At 69.9% G+C, this 15872-nt stretch carries 14 protein-coding genes; 2 read left to right on the forward strand and 12 right to left on the reverse strand.

Annotation, left to right across the window (positions count from 1 at the left end):
* Positions 1–6: 6 nt before the first annotated feature.
* Both ACFYZJ_RS15900 and ACFYZJ_RS15905 read left to right on the forward strand, forming a co-directional pair.
* Positions 7–2361 (forward strand): ribonucleoside-diphosphate reductase subunit alpha, encoded by a 2355-nt coding sequence (locus ACFYZJ_RS15900; RefSeq protein ID WP_388567822.1) that lies wholly within the window; start codon positions 7–9, stop codon positions 2359–2361.
* Positions 2361–3389, forward strand: coding sequence for a ribonucleotide-diphosphate reductase subunit beta (locus ACFYZJ_RS15905; RefSeq protein ID WP_388567825.1), 1029 nt, complete (start codon positions 2361–2363; stop codon positions 3387–3389). The genes ACFYZJ_RS15900 and ACFYZJ_RS15905 overlap by 1 nt, the downstream gene beginning before the upstream one ends.
* A gap of 126 nt (positions 3390–3515) precedes the next feature.
* On the opposite strand, the gene ACFYZJ_RS15910 is transcribed toward ACFYZJ_RS15905, so the two are convergent.
* The 12 genes from ACFYZJ_RS15910 to ACFYZJ_RS15965 form a co-directional block, all read right to left on the reverse strand.
* Positions 3516–4880, reverse strand: a complete 1365-nt coding sequence (locus tag ACFYZJ_RS15910; RefSeq protein WP_388567828.1) for a cytochrome P450 — start codon at positions 4878–4880, stop codon at positions 3516–3518.
* Positions 4877–5962 carry an epi-isozizaene synthase gene (gene cyc1, locus ACFYZJ_RS15915; RefSeq protein WP_388567830.1) on the reverse strand — a complete coding sequence of 362 codons (1086 nt, stop codon included), beginning with the start codon at positions 5960–5962 and terminating at the stop codon, positions 4877–4879. Before cyc1 ends, ACFYZJ_RS15910 begins: the two co-directional genes overlap by 4 nt.
* A 295-nt stretch (positions 5963–6257) precedes the next feature.
* Positions 6258–6908: a peptide deformylase gene (def, locus tag ACFYZJ_RS15920; RefSeq protein WP_388567833.1), complete on the reverse strand. Its 651-nt coding sequence runs from the start codon at positions 6906–6908 to the stop codon at positions 6258–6260.
* A gap of 119 nt (positions 6909–7027) precedes the next feature.
* Positions 7028–8008, reverse strand: a complete 981-nt coding sequence (locus ACFYZJ_RS15925) for a tetratricopeptide repeat protein (protein ID WP_388567836.1) — start codon at positions 8006–8008, stop codon at positions 7028–7030.
* A 140-nt stretch (positions 8009–8148) separates the two neighbouring features.
* On the reverse strand, positions 8149–9414 hold the full coding sequence (locus tag ACFYZJ_RS15930; protein ID WP_388567838.1) for an HD-GYP domain-containing protein: 1266 nt from the start codon (positions 9412–9414) through the stop codon (positions 8149–8151).
* On the reverse strand, positions 9411–10793 hold the full coding sequence (locus ACFYZJ_RS15935; RefSeq protein WP_388567840.1) for an HD-GYP domain-containing protein: 1383 nt from the start codon (positions 10791–10793) through the stop codon (positions 9411–9413). The genes ACFYZJ_RS15930 and ACFYZJ_RS15935 overlap by 4 nt, the downstream gene beginning before the upstream one ends.
* Before the next feature lie 196 nt (positions 10794–10989).
* The gene (gene rsrA, locus ACFYZJ_RS15940) at positions 10990–11292 is read right to left on the reverse strand and encodes a mycothiol system anti-sigma-R factor (RefSeq protein ID WP_388567843.1); all 303 of its coding nucleotides are present in this window, start codon (positions 11290–11292) and stop codon (positions 10990–10992) included.
* Positions 11289–11969: an RNA polymerase sigma factor SigR gene (gene sigR / locus ACFYZJ_RS15945; protein ID WP_388568585.1), complete on the reverse strand. Its 681-nt coding sequence runs from the start codon at positions 11967–11969 to the stop codon at positions 11289–11291. Before sigR ends, rsrA begins: the two co-directional genes overlap by 4 nt.
* 254 nt (positions 11970–12223) lie before the next feature.
* The gene (locus ACFYZJ_RS15950) at positions 12224–12850 is read right to left on the reverse strand and encodes an alpha/beta family hydrolase (protein ID WP_388568588.1); all 627 of its coding nucleotides are present in this window, start codon (positions 12848–12850) and stop codon (positions 12224–12226) included.
* A gap of 10 nt (positions 12851–12860) precedes the next feature.
* A complete protein-coding gene (locus ACFYZJ_RS15955) occupies positions 12861–13676 on the reverse strand; it encodes an SOS response-associated peptidase (protein WP_388567846.1) in 816 nt (271 codons plus the stop codon).
* 209 nt (positions 13677–13885) lie between these two features.
* Complete coding sequence (locus ACFYZJ_RS15960) at positions 13886–14617, reverse strand: thioesterase II family protein (protein ID WP_388567848.1); 732 nt, start codon at positions 14615–14617, stop codon at positions 13886–13888.
* A gap of 56 nt (positions 14618–14673) precedes the next feature.
* Positions 14674–15870 carry an acyl-CoA dehydrogenase family protein gene (locus ACFYZJ_RS15965; RefSeq protein ID WP_388567851.1) on the reverse strand — a complete coding sequence of 399 codons (1197 nt, stop codon included), beginning with the start codon at positions 15868–15870 and terminating at the stop codon, positions 14674–14676.
* Positions 15871–15872: the final 2 nt, after the last annotated feature.

Raw genomic sequence — 15872 nt, forward strand, 5'->3', positions numbered from 1 at the left:
CCCCACGTGACCATCGCGCCAGCCGATCCGGCTTCAGCCGCAGGCCTGGAAACCGACGGTCCGGGTGCCGCGCTGCTGCGGACCCTGACCGAGCTGACCGCAGACCTCCCCGACGCCGACCCCGGCCGGGTCGCCGCCGCCGCGCTGCGCGGCCGGTCCGCCCACGCCGACGACGCCGAGCTGCGTGAGCTGGCCACGGAGGCGGCCGCGGGCCTCATCCCCGAGGACCCCGCCTACTCGAGTCTGGCCGCCCGTCTGCTGACCATCGGCATCCGTGCCGAGGCCGCCTCCCAGGGCGTCACGTCGTTCACCGAGTCCATCGCCGTCGGCCACCGGGAAGGGCTCATCGCCGACCGCACCGCCGCCTTCGTACGGCTGCACGCCGACCGTCTCGACGCACTGGTGGACGAACAGGCCGACAACCGTTTCGGTTACTTCGGCCTGCGCACCCTGCACAGCCGCTATCTCCTGCGGCATCCGTCCACCCGCAAGGTCGTCGAGACGCCGCAGCACTTCATGCTCCGCGTCGCCTCCGGGCTCGCCGAGGACGACAGTCCCCGGTCCGTGGACGATGTCGCCGCGCTCTACGGGCTGATGAGCCGGCTCCACTACCTGCCCTCCTCCCCCACCCTGTTCAACTCCGGTACCCGGCACCCCCAGATGTCGTCCTGCTACCTCCTCGACTCCCCGAAGGACGAGCTGGACTCCCTCTACGAGCGCTACCACCAGGTCGCTCGTCTCTCCAAGCACGCCGGCGGCATCGGCATCGCCTTCTCCCGCATCCGCTCCCGCGGCTCGCTGATCCGCGGCACCAACGGGCACTCCAACGGCATCGTCCCGTTCCTGAAGACCCTCGACGCCTCGGTCGCCGCCGTGAACCAGGGCGGCCGGCGCAAGGGTGCCGCCGCCGTCTACCTGGAGACCTGGCACTCGGACATCGAGGAGTTCCTGGAGCTGCGCGACAACACCGGCGAGGACGCCCGCCGCACCCACAACCTCAACCTGGCGCACTGGATCCCGGACGAGTTCATGCGCCGGGTCGACGCCGACCAGCAGTGGTCGCTGTTCTCCCCCTCGGACGTGCCCGAGCTGGCCGACCTGTGGGGCGAGGAGTTCGACGCCGCCTACCGCAGGGCGGAGGCGGCGGGGCTCGCCAGGAGGACGATCCCCGCCCGGGACCTGTACGGCCGCATGATGCGCACCCTCGCGCAGACCGGCAACGGCTGGATGACGTTCAAGGACGCCGCCAACCGCACCGCCAACCAGACGGCCGAGCCGGGCCACGTGATCCACTCCTCCAACCTCTGCACGGAGATCCTGGAGGTCACGGACGACGGGGAGACGGCGGTCTGCAACCTGGGGTCCGTCAACCTCGGCGCGTTCGTGGCCGACGGCCACATGGACTGGGAGCGGCTGGACGCCGCCGTCCGCACCGCCGTCACCTTCCTCGACCGCGTCGTCGACATCAACTTCTACCCGACCGAGCAGGCGGCCCGCTCCAACGCCAAGTGGCGTCCCGTCGGCCTCGGCGCGATGGGCCTGCAGGACGTCTTCTTCAAGCTGCGGCTGCCCTTCGACTCCTCCGAGGCCAAGGCGTTGTCCACGCGGATCGCCGAGCGCATCATGCTCGCCGCGTACGAGGCCTCCGCCGACCTGGCCGAACGCCACGGCCCGCTCCCGGCCTGGGAGAACACCCGCACCGCAGGGGGCGTGCTGCACCCCGACCACTACGACGTCGAGCCGACCTGGCCGGAGCGCTGGGCGGCCCTGCGCGAACGCATCGCCGCGGTCGGCATGCGCAACTCGCTGCTGCTCGCCATCGCGCCCACCGCGACCATCGCGTCCATCGCGGGCGCCTACGAATGCATCGAGCCGCAGGTCTCCAACCTCTTCAAGCGCGAGACGCTCTCCGGCGAGTTCCTCCAGGTCAACTCCTACCTGGTGAACGACCTGAAGGAGCTGGGCGTCTGGGACGCCCGCACCCGGGAGGCGCTGCGCGACGCGAACGGCTCCGTGCAGGGCTTCGCCTGGATCCCGGAGGACGTACGGAAGCTCTACCGCACGGCGTGGGAGATCCCGCAGCGCGCTCTGATCGACATGGCCGCCGCCCGCACCCCGTTCCTGGACCAGGCCCAGTCGCTGAACCTGTTCATGGAGACGCCGACCATCGGCAAGCTCTCCTCGATGTATGCCTACGCCTGGAAGCGGGGTCTGAAGACGACCTACTACCTGCGCTCCCGCCCGGCGACCCGTATCGCCCGTGCCGCACAGGCCACCGTCCCCGTCCAGCAGACGGCCCCCGACACCGAAGCCGTCGCCTGCTCCCTTGAGAACCCCGAGTCCTGCGAGGCCTGCCAGTAATGACGAGTACCACCGGCACCACCCGTCCCCAGAACCTCCTCGACCCCGGCTTCGAGCTGACCCTGCGCCCCATGCGCTACCCCGACTTCTACGAGCGTTACCGGGACGCCATCAAGAACACCTGGACCGTGGAGGAGGTCGACCTCCACTCGGACGTCGCCGACCTCGCCAGGCTCACCCCGGGCGAACAGCACCTGATCGGCCGCCTGGTCGCGTTCTTCGCGACGGGCGACTCGATCGTCGCCAACAACCTGGTGCTGACCCTCTACAAGCACATCAACTCCCCCGAGGCCCGGCTCTACCTGAGCCGGCAGCTCTTCGAGGAGGCCGTCCACGTCCAGTTCTATCTGACGCTGCTGGACACCTACCTCCCGGATCCGGACGACCGGGCGGCGGCCTTCGCGGCCGTGGAGAACATCCCGTCCATCCGTGAGAAGGCCGAGTTCTGCTTCAAGTGGATCGACTCCGTGGAGCAGATCGACCGCCTGGAGACCAAGGCGGACCGCCGGCGCTTCCTGCTCAACCTCATCTGCTTCGCCGCCTGCATCGAGGGCCTGTTCTTCTACGGCGCCTTCGCGTACGTCTACTGGTTCCGCAGCCGAGGCCTGCTGCACGGCCTGGCCACCGGCACCAACTGGGTGTTCCGCGACGAGACGATGCACATGTCGTTCGCGTTCGACGTCGTGGACACCGTCCGCAAGGAGGAGCCGGACCTCTTCGACGACGAGCTCCGGCAGCAGGTCACCGACATGCTTCGGGAAGCAGTCGAGGCCGAGCTGCAGTTCGCTCGCGACCTGTGCGGTGCCGGCCTGCCGGGGATGAACACCGACTCGATGCGGCAGTACCTGGAGTGCGTCGCCGACCAGCGCCTCGCGCGCCTCGGCTTCGCCCCGGTGTACGGCTCGGAGAACCCCTTCTCCTTCATGGAGCTGCAGGGCGTTCAGGAGCTGACCAACTTCTTCGAGCGGCGTCCGTCGGCGTACCAGGTCGCGGTGGAGGGAACCGTCGCACTGGACGAGGACTTCTAGCCTCCGCCTCCTTGGGCTGACGGTCTGTCCGGCGCTCGTGCGCGCCGTGAATGCGGCGCCGAACGCCTACCGGCGCACGTTCAGGGGGCCTGCGGGCCACCTGGACGTGCGTCCGGTACGGGGTGCTCAGCGGGGCACGGCCCTCAGCAGCAGCCGGCGCGGGCGGAGCGTGATGCCGATGCGGGGCCCGGCCTCGGACCCGGGTGCCTGTTCGAAGCGGTAGGCGGAGGCCATCGCCGCGGTGAGGAGCGTGAGTTCGGCCATCGAGAAGTGGTCGCCCGGGCACTTCCGGTTGCCGACGCCGAACGGGGTCATCGCGTACTTGGGGACCTCCTTGGCCCGCTCCGGAAGCCACCGGTCGGGGTCGAACTCGAGATGCCGCCCGTACGACCGCGGATCACGCTGGATCGCGTAGGGGCTGTACACGACGTCGGCCCCGGCCGGAATGCGGTACCCGCCGAGCTGTGTGTCGGCCACCGCCCGCCGCGTCAATATCCATACGGCAGGATGCAAACGCATTGTCTCGACGATGACGTGCGCGGTGTACGTCAGCTTCCGGACGTCCTCGAATGCGACCGGCCGGTCCCCCACGACGGCTTTCACCTCGTCGCAGATCTTGTCACCCTGATCCGGGTGCTCGGTGAGCACCTTCAGGAGCGACATGATCACGGAGCCGACGGTTTCGCTTCCGGCGGTGATGATGGCGACGACCTGGTCGTGGATCTCCTGTTCCCCTATGGCCTCGCCATTCTCGTCCTTGGCCTCCAGCAAAGCCGTCAGCAAATCGTCCGGCTTTTGACCGGACGCCCGGCGGTCGGCGACGATCTCGTCGACCAGGAGATGCAGATCGGCCAATGCCCGGTTGAATTCGCGATTGGCCGGAAGCGGCAGACGATAAAGCGGCCCCAGGGGCAGGACCATGCGCTGGTACATACCGCTGAACAGTGTGGTGAGCGCGGCGCAGATCCGCTCGGCGCGGGCGTCCATGTAACTGCCGCGCATCAGGCAGCGGGTGGCGACGCGGACGGCCACCCGGAAGGCCTCCGTGGTGGCGTCCACGGGGGCGTCGGACCGCCAGCGTTCCACGAGCGCGTGCGCCTCCTCCGCCATGATCGGGCCGTAGGCGGGGATGGCCTCCAGCCGGAAGGCGGGCTGGATGGCCCGCCGCTGGCGCCGGTGCAGCGGCCCGTTGCTGGTGGCCACGCCCTGCTTGCCGAGCAGGTCCTCGAGGGACTCCCACAGCGCGCCGCCGATCTCGAAGTCGGTGCTGAGCGCGAGGGCGCCGGCGAGTTCGGGGCTGGTGAGGGCGTACAGCGTCTTGGGGCCGATCCTCAGCCGTACGACGTCGCCGTCGTCCCGCAGCCGGGTGAGGAAGCCGAGCGGGTCGCGGGCCAGTTTCCAGCCGTGTCCGAGACCGGGTACGCCACCCGCGGCGAGCGGCGGAACGGATGACTCCATGGGGGCTTCGGTCCTGACCGATTCCAGCGTCATTTCTCACCTGTCGCTTCGTTGTCGACGTACGGGGGTGTCGACCGGTCGTCCCAGCTGTCGACCCGGTACCGGCCGGACTCGTGATGGAACCAGTACACGGCGCTGAACCAGTTCCGCATGTTCCCGACGATCACTCCGACCGCGATACCCAGTTCCTTTCCGTGCACCGTTCCGTCCGCGAGGGTGTCGGCGAACCGCAGTGCCTCCTTTTCGGCGGCGATGAAATCGGTGACGCATTGCCCGACCCGCCGCCTTATTTCCCTGACGGCCTCTTCGAACGTCAGTCCCTCATGCTGGACGAGGCTGATTCCGAGATTGTGGACCTCGTTCCCCGCTATTTCCTTGGGGAGTGAACACAGGTCGTTGTACCAGGCGGCGAACTCCTGGCTCAGTAACGCCGCCCGCCGGTATGCGGGGTGTTTCCGGACGTGGTCCGGCAGTTCGCATTCGGCGCTCACCTCCAGCAGATCCGTCCAGATCCAGTGCGCGAAGGTGAGCCGGCGGAGCTCGAGGTAGGCGTCCACCGTCGGGACGCGCCCCAGGGTGCGGTTGCGGAACTCCCGGTCGTACGCCTCGATCACGGCGTGGAAGTGCCGGGCGAAGCGCGCGTTCCAGGTGGGGCCGAGGAACGAGTACAACCGCAGCACGCTGTCCGCCAAGCCGGCGACCAGGGGATCCTGGTGGTGCAGATGATCCGCCGGAGAGTCCAGGGCCGTGTGCAGCCGCGACCTCAGCCTCCCCCAGGCGGCGGGCCGGCGGTGCACGATGTCCCGGTCGTGGCGGTCGTCCCAGACGAAGAACCACGCGCTGTAGTCGGCTATCGCCTGCAGGACCTCATCGGGGGCACCGATGTAGTAGCCCGCCATGAGGTCGGTGTAGCACAGTCCGTCGGCATATTCCTCGACCTTGTCCGCCGACATGAGCCGCTTTTCCAGCAGCCAGGAACGTGTCTTCTCCTGCAGGCTGGGCCAATACGGGTGCAGTCGACGGGGAAACGCGGCCTCGATCACCGGCAGTCGGAGCGCCGGTGGAACCGCGACCGAGGTCGCCGTCGGTGAAGTGCTGTGTGGGAAAGCTGGCACGAACAAACCCCTCTCAGCAGCCGGTTGGCGCCGCGCCCCCTCCGTCGTGCCGGGCGCAGCGCCGTCGCGTTGTCCCGCGCATTCCATTCAGCACTACAACTGACCGGCATGGGAACGGATTTGCTCCACTCACTCCCCTACTGTGCCGAGATCCTCCCCTTGTGTGACTGATTAAGGATCAGTTCATACGTACAAGGGATCGAATGTGCGACGTACACGTGAATGTGACACCTCCACGAACGACGCCGGGCCGGTGCCCGGCCCGGTGCCGTCGAACGGGGGGTTCGGTGATGACTCAGTCGTTGGCCACCACGGGGTAGCGGGGCTCGTTCTCGGCCATCTGCCGCAGGGCGTCCTTGCGTTCCCGCTTGGAGAGCCGGTCGATGTACAGGTAGCCGTACAGATGGTCCGTCTCGTGCTGCAAACACCGCGCGAAGTAGCCGGTGCCGCGCACCTTGATCGGGTTGCCCTTCTGGTCCTGCCCCGTGACCTCCGCGTAGTCGGGGCGGGCGAGCGGCGCGTAGGCGCCCGGCACGGACAGGCAGCCCTCGTTGCTGTCGTCCAGGCGGCGCTTGTCGGCGGGCAGGTCGACGAGCTTGGGGTTGCAGACCACGCCCACGTGGCGTACGCCCTCGTCGTCCTGGCAGTCGTAGACGAAGACCTTCAGATCGACACCGATCTGGTTGGCGGCCAGGCCCACGCCCTCCGCGGTGCGCTGGCTGGCGAACATGTCCGCGACCAGCTGCTCGAGCTCCGCGCCGAACTCGGTGACGTCCTTGCACTCCTTGTGGAGCACCGGGTTCCCGACGACCGTGATCGGCCGCGAGGTGCCGCGCTCCCGCCAGGCCGTCTCGCGCTCCTCGCAGTCCTCCGTGTCGACGACATAGCCCTCGTCGTCGACGGGGAGCACGCCCGCGTGCTGCTGATCGGTGTCCTGCTGCGCCATGACCGACGTACGCCTTCCTGCAACCATGGGAAATCTGCGGAGTACAGCCTACGGGGCGCGGTCCGGTGACGGCCCTGGGATCGACCGGTGAAGGCCCGGTCGACACAGGTCCACCCCGGTCAGCACACCTCTTCGAGGTCCCGCCAGTCCCGGGAGTCGGGACTGTCCGCGACCCACCCGTCCAGCAGCCCCCGGACCAGTGAGGCCGGGGCGGCCACCCCGCACTCCCGCTCGGGCACCCACAGCTGCCCGTCGGTACGGTGCCCCAGCGGCCCCGGGTGACCGGGCTCGCTGTGGTCGTGCGGGTCGAGGTGCTCGCCGTCGCCCTCGTCGGCCGGCATCCGGGACTCGGAGCACGTGCGGCACAGCAGCCGCACGGACGAGGACCAGTCCTCGGCGGCGAACCCGGCGTCGGCGGCCAGCTGCTCCAGCGCGTCCCGGTCGGCCTCCGTGGCGGCCTCCAGCAGGACCACCCAGGTGGGCACCGGGGAGGGCGCCCACAGCTCGATCTCGTCGAAGACCGGGTAGCTGTGCCCGGCGGCCGTCGTGCGCTCCCCGTGCGGTACTCCGTCGTGCAGCACGACCTCGCCCCAGCGGCGCCCCGAGGACGGCAGCGGGATGGAGAGCACCTCGATGCGGGCGGGGTCCAGCCGTCGGCCCCAGACCACCTCGGCCTCGCCCTCCGGTGACAGCCGCACGGCGGCGCTGCCCAGCTCCATCCCGGAGGGCTCCGAGGAGACCGCGGCACCCCCCGGCACCTTCAGCCCGTACGCCTGCCAGGCGCGGCGAGCCAACGGCCAGTCCTGCAGGGCGGTCGCGGCGATGCCCACGTTCCACCAGTCGGGCGCCCCGGTCTCCTTCTCGAGCAGCGCCACCGCGCGCAGCCCCGCGGTGCGGGCCTGCTCCCAGTCGTGGCGGAACTTGTGCAGCAGCGCCAGGTTGAACCAGGACTCCGAAAGCCAGGGCTCCAGGTCTGCGGCACGGGTCAGCAGCGCTCCCGCGTCCTCGTACCGGCCGTCACCGATCAGGGTGAACGCGCGGTCGGTGGCCTGCCGCCAGGAGGCGGAGGGCCGGTGCCGTCCCTTCCCGAAGATCCTCACGATTCCGCCTGCCAGTCCCTTGCGATTCCCGCCTGCCGGATTCCTGCCGTCTGCGGGGGCCACGGACCGAGCTGTGCCCCCGAACACCCTCTCCTCGCATCCAACCACGTACGGCCGGACGGGTGCTCATTACCCATGGGTTACCCCACCACGGGGGCCCTCAGACTGTCTCGCTGCAGCACTCGTGCGAGTGATTCCACGACTTCCGGCTGGTAGTCGCGGGCGCAGGCGAGGCGCAGGCGCTCCAGAGCGTTGAGCGGTCCCCCCGGTCCCGACTCTTCCCGCGCCATCTCCTCGTACGCGTTGACCGCCCGGACGATTCTGGCGCTGACCGGTTGTTCCCGGTAGGGGTCGGCCTGCCGTTCCACGACGACGGCGACCTCGGCGTCCACGCCGGTCTGGCGTACCACGGCGCCGCCGAGCAGGGCGATGCGCCGCTGCTCCTCGGCGGGCAGCCGGGCGGTGGCGCCGGCGGGCACCGGATCGACCAGGCTGAGCTGCCCGATGTCGTGCATGAGGGCCGCGTACTCGAGGACGGTCAGCTGGGGCTCGGTGAGGCCCATCTCACGGCCGACGGCCCGACTGAGCTCGGCCACTCGGCGGGCGTGCCCGGGCGGCGTGTACCCGGCGATCTCGGTGGCGCGGGCCAGGGAGGCGATGGTCTGCCGGTAGGTGGTGCGCACGGCCGCGTAGCGCCGGTAGGAGAGCTGGGTGAGCAGCAGCGGCAGCGAGAAGACGGGCAGCGCCCACAGGCCTACGACCGCGACGGCCAGGGACATCACGGCTCCCGTGGCGCACACCGCGGAGCCGATGCCGCGCCTGGCGCGCAGTTCGTCGCGCAGCAGCGGTCCGAACGGCCAGCGGGTCCGGCAGTGCGCGAGCGCGGCGGCGAGCACCGCGTCGCAGAGAGTGGTCAGGACGAGCAGGGTGACGACGATCAGCGCGTAGGCGGGTCCGCTGCTGTGAGGCGACCCACCGTGGTGGTGGAGCGGCCGGCCGTGGTGGTAGAGCGGCTGGGCGCAGACGGCGGCGAAGCCGACGGTGAGCAGGCGGCGGGTGAGGTGGTCGGTGGTGGGGCCGCGCCCGCGGGCCACGTGCGGCACACAGCCGGCGAGGGAGGCAGCGAGGACCACCGCGACGACCTGGGGCACGCCGTGCTGGGTGGGCCGGCCGGCGGTCTCCCCGAGCAAGGCGTAGGCGAGCGCCCCGGCCGCCCCGAGGGGCGCGGGCTCCCGCTCGCCGCTGCCGCTCCACCGGCCGAGTTCGCCGACGCCGACGAGCACCCCGAAGGCGAGGGCGACACCGGGTTCGTCCAGGCCGTGCCAGAGGGTGCGGGCGAGACAGCCGGCGCCGAGGAGCCCGGCCGCCGCGTGGGCGAGGAGGAGGGGGAGGCGGCCGGCGGTCATGCACCGCCCCCGCCGTGTCCACGCCCGGCCGGACGGCCGGCCACGGGAAGGGCCGGAGGCGGTACGTTTCCGCGCGCGCGGGCCTGCCGGGCCTCGTCGCGCCGTTCCTCGTCCGCGGTCACCACCGGGTGCCAGCCGTTCCTTCCCAGGGCCCGCACGAGCGCCCGTACCATCGCCGGGTCGAACTGCGACCCCGCGCACCGCTGCAGCTCGTCCAGGGCCGCGGCGACAGGGCGGGCCCGCCGGTAGGAGCGGGTCGAGGTCATGGCGTCGAAGGCGTCGGCGACGGCGACCACGCGGGCGCACTCGGGGATCCGCTCGCCCGTCAAGCCGTACGGATAGCCGCTGCCGTCGAGACGTTCGTGGTGGTGGAGGATCGCGGACCGTGCCTCGTCGAGGAACCCGATGCCGCGGACCATCTCGTGGCCGTACTCGGGGTGCAGTTCGATGATCCGCCGCTCCTCGGGGGTGAGCGGCCCGTCCTTGCGCAGCAGCCGGGTGGGCACGCCGAGTTTGCCCACGTCGTGCAGGATGCCGGCGAACCGCAGCACCTCGACGCGTTCGTCGTCCATGCCGAGTTCGCGGGCGATCATCATCGAGGCCTGTCCGACCCGTTCGCTGTGCCCCCGGGTGTAGCCGTCCTTGATGTCCACGGCCTGGACGAGGGCCCGGATGGTGGCCTGGTGAGCCGCCCGCTCGCGGTGGTACTGGGCGAACACCCAGCAGGAGACGTACATGGGCAGCAGCACGAGCAGCGCGGCGACCGGCCCGTAAGGGCTGCGCCACAGCACGGCCATCATCAGCCCGGCCAGGCCGTGCACGGTGACGGGTGCGAGGGAGCGCAGGAACAGTCCGCGCCAGGCGGTGCGCACCGGTACGCCCTCGGCGAGCACCAGGATTGCGCCGTCCAGGGCGGTGAGCGCCAGACAGAACGCCACCACGGCGGCGCTGGCCGGCAGGAGGGCGTAGGGGAAGCGGGGGCCGACGACGGCGTCGTGGCCGCCGAGCGACCAGTGCACCCGGGAGGCCGCCCACACGGCCAGGGCGAGCTGTGCGGCCCGCCAGATCCGGCGCAGCCAGGCGGGCCGCCCGTCGACGCGGGCGAGCAGGGCACCCGGCAGTGGCACGAGAGCGGCGGCCGGGGGCGGCAGCAGGAAGGCCCCGGCGAGCAGCACGGGGAAGAAGGTGCCCATGCCGTCGGGTGCGCGGCGGCCCACGAGGGAGCAGCGGGGAACCTGCTCGCAGCCGGCGTAGAGCGCGGCGAGCAGGGCGACCACCCACCAGGGGACGGGCAGCCCCGGCACGGGAACCACGCAGAACAGGGCGGCGAGGGTGGCACAGCCGACATACACGCAGCCCGACGGCCGAACCGGTCCCACGACGCCACCTCCCGCCCAACCGGCGCCCGGCCCTGGAACCGGGCGGGCCCGGTCATGCCCCATTCAGGCTCGGGAGCCTAGAGGGGCAGGTGGCGCACCGGGGTGGCATTGGCCGAATCCGCGGGCTTCCGACCCCGGATTAGCACGTTCGGGTGACGGACGGTCGAGGATTGACCACGGCGTTCCGAACTGGGGTTCAGGACTCCTGCGGAGTCGCGGTCACGTCGTGCTCGGGGACCGTCTGGCCGGAGCGGATCAGCTCGATGCGGCTCATGACCTTCGCCCGCAGGTCCGTCGGCACGTCGTCATGGCCGCAGCACCGCTTGACCAGCTTCTTCACGGCCTGCTCCAGCCCGTACTTCTCCAGGCAGGGGGAGCACTCCTTGAAGTGCTGCTGGAACTTGGTGCGGTCGATGTCCGGCATCTCACTGTCGAGGAACTCGTAGAGATGGTCCAGGACCTCACTGCAGTCCGTCTCGTGCGGCTCTCCGCAGCTCATGAGCCCGAGCCTTTCTCGTTCGACTCTCCGGCGCCGGCCGGGACCAGCCCGCGCTCGCGGGCGTAGTCCTCGAGCATGCCGCGCAGTTGACGGCGGCCCCGGTGCAGCCGGGACATCACCGTTCCGATGGGTGTCCCCATGATGTCGGCGATCTCCTTGTAGGCAAAGCCCTCGACATCCGCGAGATAGACGGCGATGCGGAATTCCTCGGGGATCGCCTGCAGCGCTTCCTTGACGTCCGAGTCGGGAAGGTGGTCGAGCGCCTGCGACTCCGCGGAGCGCAAGCCCGTCGACATGTGCGACTCGGCGCGTGCCAGCTGCCAGTCCTCGATCTCCTCGGCCGCGCTGCGCTGGGGTTCGCGCTGCTTCTTGCGGTACGAGTTGATGAACGTGTTGGTGAGGATCCGGTACAGCCAGGCCTTGAGGTTGGTGCCCTCGCGGAACTGGTGGAAGGACGCGTACGCCTTCGCGTACGTCTCCTGCACCAGGTCCTCCGCGTCGGCCGGGTTGCGCGTCATGCGCAGCGCGGCCGAGTACATCTGGTCCAGGAATTCGAGCGCGTCCCGCTCGAAGCGCGCACTGCGCTCGGTGGACGACTCCATGCCCGCGCCCCGGCCCTCGGGCTGCTCCGCCTGGCCGTAGTCGGTCCCTGCGTCGGTACCGGTGACCGGACCCACCTCCTCCAGCGACGTGGTGGGACCGAGACCGGCCCCACTCGAATCGGAGGATAGACGAACATCCTTGCCCGCCGCCGCTCGAATCGGAGCGGTCTTCGCCGCGTGCAGCACCGTCCAGTCCAGGTCAGCGCTGCTACGACGGCTCGGGCAGATGGTCGAACCCATGCGGCGGACTTCCTCTCGTCGGTGCGTACAGCACGGCCGATGCTGTCTGATCCACACAACAGTGGCCCGTCCCGCAACATTCCCGGAGGTCATCCGAGTGACGTGACCCACTTCTCCACGGCGTCGGTGATCGTCTCCAGCGCCTGCTCCTGGGTGACGTCCGCGCGCTTGGGGACCGCGAAGCCGTGGTCGCCGTGCGGCACCTCGACGATCTCGAAGGGGCCCTGGGGGAACTCCTCCGGCTTGCCGAAAGGGTCGTTGCCGCCCTGCACCACGAGCGTGGGCACGCCCGCGCCCAGCAGTTCGTCCGCACGCGACTTCTCCGGCCTGCCCGGCGGATGCAGCGGGAAGCTCAGGGCGAGGACCGCGTGCGCGCCCAGCTCGGCGGCGGTGCGGCAGGCGACCCGGGCCCCGGCGCTGCGCCCGCCGGAGATCACCGGCAGGCCGGGGCCGACGAGCGCGGGCCACACCCCGCGCCAGCCCGCATCCAGCGTCTTCGGCGCGGGCGCCACCTTCTTGCCGGCGACGCGCCAGGGCTGCTCGACCAGGGCGACGCTCACGCCGTGCGCCGGCAGGACCCGGGCGAGCGCCTGGAGGTCGCGCGCCTCGATGCCGCCGCCCGCGCCGTGGCTCACGGCCAGGACCAGCCGCGCCTGCTCCGCCCGGCGCCAGGTGACGCGGGCCGTTCCGGCGTCCGTCTCGACGCTCTGTGTCACATCCGTCACGTCAGAACAGTGTGCCTTCTTCGGGCCCCGCCAGCTCCTTCAGCAGCTCCGGGCCGTTGTTGCGGACGTTGCTGACCGCCGTGGAGACCGGGTAGGCGCGCATCAGGCCCGGGGGCGGCGGCTCCAGCAGGGAACGCAGGTCGTCGGGGTCCGTGCGGGAGGGGTCGAGCCAGGCGTCCCAGCGGTCCGGGGTGAGCATCAGCGGCATCCGGGGGTGGATGTCGGCCAGGGTGCGCGGGCCCTCGGCCGGGGCCACGGCCAGCGGGGTCGTCTCCGCCTCCGTGGTGATCACCGAGCAGGTCACCCACCAGGCCCGCGGGTGGTCGTCGGGCAGGGTCCGGTCCCGCCAGAACTCGTACAGCCCAGCCATCGCGAAGACGCCGCCGTCGGCGGGCAGCACGAAGTACGGCTGCTTGCGCGGGCGCTTCCGCCTGCCCTCGACCTCCAGATCGCGCTCGTCCTTGCCGGTGACCCACTCGTAGTAGCCGTCGGCGGGCAGGATGCAGCGCCGGGCGGCGAAGGCCCGACGGTACGACGGTTTCTCGTGCACGGTCTCGGCGCGCGCGTTGATCATGCGGGCGCCGCCCTCGGGCGACTTGGCCCAGGAGGGGACGAGGCCCCACTTGAGCCTGCGCAGCTGGCGGACCGGGCGGTGGTCGTCGGCGTCCTTCACAGGACGGTCCAGGACCGCGTAGACCTCCTTGGTCGGCGCCACGTTGTAGTCGGGCGCCAAGGTCTCCTCGGGCTCCCACCTGTCGATTTCGAAGATTCCTGCGAGATCCTCGGGCCCTCGACCGGCTGCATACCGTCCGCACATATGGAACCACCCCTCCGACGTGCGAAGACGCTGGATCATGCCGCACCAAGTCAGCAGGGTGCCGGGTCAGCGCCCGATCCATCACCTTGACCGCCCGGCCAGTGCGTCCGGAGTGTGGTGCCCACACGTGTCAGCTGTCTCCTTGATGCTCCTCGTGTCCCCGCCTGCGGGGACACGACCAAGAGTGGCAGACCGTCACGGAGCGGTGCTCACCCGCGCAGGCCGGGGTCGATGAGCTCGATGAGCCGCTCCCTCACCGGCGAAGGCCGGGCGAAGAGGTAGTCATGGCCTCCGGGCCAGGATTGGACCTCGCAGGTACCCGAGGTGAGTTTCGACCAGGCCGTCATCTCGCCATCGGTCATGAAATCGCGGTCGCCGAGCCACGCGGTCACCGGGCAGTCCAGGACTGGTTCCGAAGGGACCGGCAACTCTGCGGACAACGCCAGGTCCGCGTACCAGCGCCGCGTCAGTGGTTCCTGGAATTCCGCGGGGAGGCGCCGCCATTCTTCAACGCCGATCCCGCTCAGCGCAGCAAACTCCGCCATATCGATCTCATCGATCTTTCCACCCGGAAACACGCGAGAAAAGCGGCTCTCGCTCGGGTCCGGCCGGTACGAACTGACGATCAGCCGTCGCAGATCCCTGACAGGAGCCAGCCAGGTCGCGATATGAGTGCCCACCAGACTGCCCATGCTGTGGCCCAGCACGTGATACGGCACGTCCGGCAGGTCGGCCAGCGCCTGCGTGAACTGATCGTGCAGTTGATCGAGCGTCCACTCCGGTGGCTCCGCGTAGAGGTCTTCCCGCCCCGGCGGCTGCACGAGAAGCAGGTCTATGTTCGGCGGCAGCCATTGCGTCCAGGTCCAGTACGCGCCGGCGGCGCCGCCGGCCGGCGGAACGCACACCAGACAGGCATCGCCCGGCTGGGTGCCGGAGACCACGTGCTGCAGCCACGGCGATGGCTTCCTGAGCGACCTCTGACCCATTCTCAGCTACCTCAGATCCTACGGTTGGGAGGGAGCACGAACCGCCGGAAGATGAGTTCACGCAGCACGTCATCCCCGGCCTCGACGATGGTCACCGCCCTGATGTCCCGGAGATACTTGGACATGGGCATCTCACTCGTATAGCCCAGGCCGCCGAACATCTCCGATCCCATGGTGGCGATCTGCCAGCCGGTCTGGCCGCAGAACATCTTGGTGGTCAACGCGGACCGCAGCGCGCCGCGCTTGAGGAATTCGCTCGGCGGGTCGGCCATAGCCATGACGTCGTCGTAATCACGCGCGGCCGAGAGACACTGGTTGCGCATGACGTCGATCTGCATCTCCATCTGCCCCATCTTGCTCGCGAAAACCGCGTTCTCGATGAGCGTGTGGCCGCCCAGCGGTTTCCTGATCGCGTAGTCCAGGCAGATATCGCGGATTCTCCGGGCCACGCCGAGCGCGATGGCCCCGATCAGGATCCTGCTGGAATTGAGGCCGACCTCGATTATCTTGAGCCCGGGACCGTTCAGGACGTTACCGCTCGGCACGACGCAGTCGGAGAATGACACCTGGTAGGTGCCCGCCGACCGGAGGCCGATCATGTCCCACCGTTTGACCACGCGGACGCCCGGGGTGCCGCGGGGAACCAGGACCGCATGGTAGGAGGCGGACCCTTCCCTTTCCCCGGCGGACTTGGCGAACACGATGAGGTAATCGGCGAAGCCGGAGTTGGTCGAGAACATCTTCTCGCCGTTGAGCACCACGTGATCGCCACGCCTGGTCAGCGTGGTCGTGAGGTTGATCAGCTCGCTTCCGGCCTCCCGCTCGCTGCCCAGGGCAGCCGAGTAGCCGCCGTCGCGCGTCATCGCCGTGAGGAACTCCTCTTTCAGCTCCGGCGATCCATACAGGGAAACCATGGTGCTGCTGAGGATGGAGATGAGGAGCGTGAAAGCCGATCCCGCGTCGGCGTAGGCGAGCTCCGACACGATGTCGACGCTGTCGGCCAGACCGAGGCCCGCGCCCCCGTACTCCGCGGGAAGCCACCAGTTCAGCAGCCCCATCTTGTGCAGCGGCTGGTAAAGCTCCAAGGGCGGCTCCGCGCCCGAATCGAACTCCGCGTCGTGCCCGAGAAGAGTGGCCTGCGCGAACTCACGGAATGCCCGCAGCGCCTCTTGCGGCGACGCTGTCGGTGAGTGGTTCTCCGGATGCATCG

The organism is Streptomyces sp. NPDC001848 (genome assembly GCF_042891915.1).
In the GTDB taxonomy this organism is placed as follows: Bacteria; Actinomycetota; Actinomycetes; order Streptomycetales; family Streptomycetaceae; genus Streptomyces.

Bases quoted from the DNA above. Each gene is read 5' to 3' on its own strand.
- ACFYZJ_RS15905 (WP_388567825.1), top strand. From the start codon at position 2,361: ATGACGAGTACCACCGGCACCACCCGTCCCCAGAACCTCCTCGACCCC.
- ACFYZJ_RS15910 (WP_388567828.1), bottom strand. From the start codon at position 4,880: ATGACGCTGGAATCGGTCAGGACCGAAGCCCCCATGGAGTCATCCGTT.
- def (WP_388567833.1), bottom strand. From the start codon at position 6,908: ATGGCGCAGCAGGACACCGATCAGCAGCACGCGGGCGTGCTCCCCGTC.
- ACFYZJ_RS15930 (WP_388567838.1), bottom strand. From the start codon at position 9,414: ATGACCGCCGGCCGCCTCCCCCTCCTCCTCGCCCACGCGGCGGCCGGG.
- rsrA (WP_388567843.1), bottom strand. From the start codon at position 11,292: ATGAGCTGCGGAGAGCCGCACGAGACGGACTGCAGTGAGGTCCTGGAC.
- ACFYZJ_RS15955 (WP_388567846.1), bottom strand. From the start codon at position 13,676: ATGTGCGGACGGTATGCAGCCGGTCGAGGGCCCGAGGATCTCGCAGGA.
- ACFYZJ_RS15965 (WP_388567851.1), bottom strand. From the start codon at position 15,870: ATGCATCCGGAGAACCACTCACCGACAGCGTCGCCGCAAGAGGCGCTG.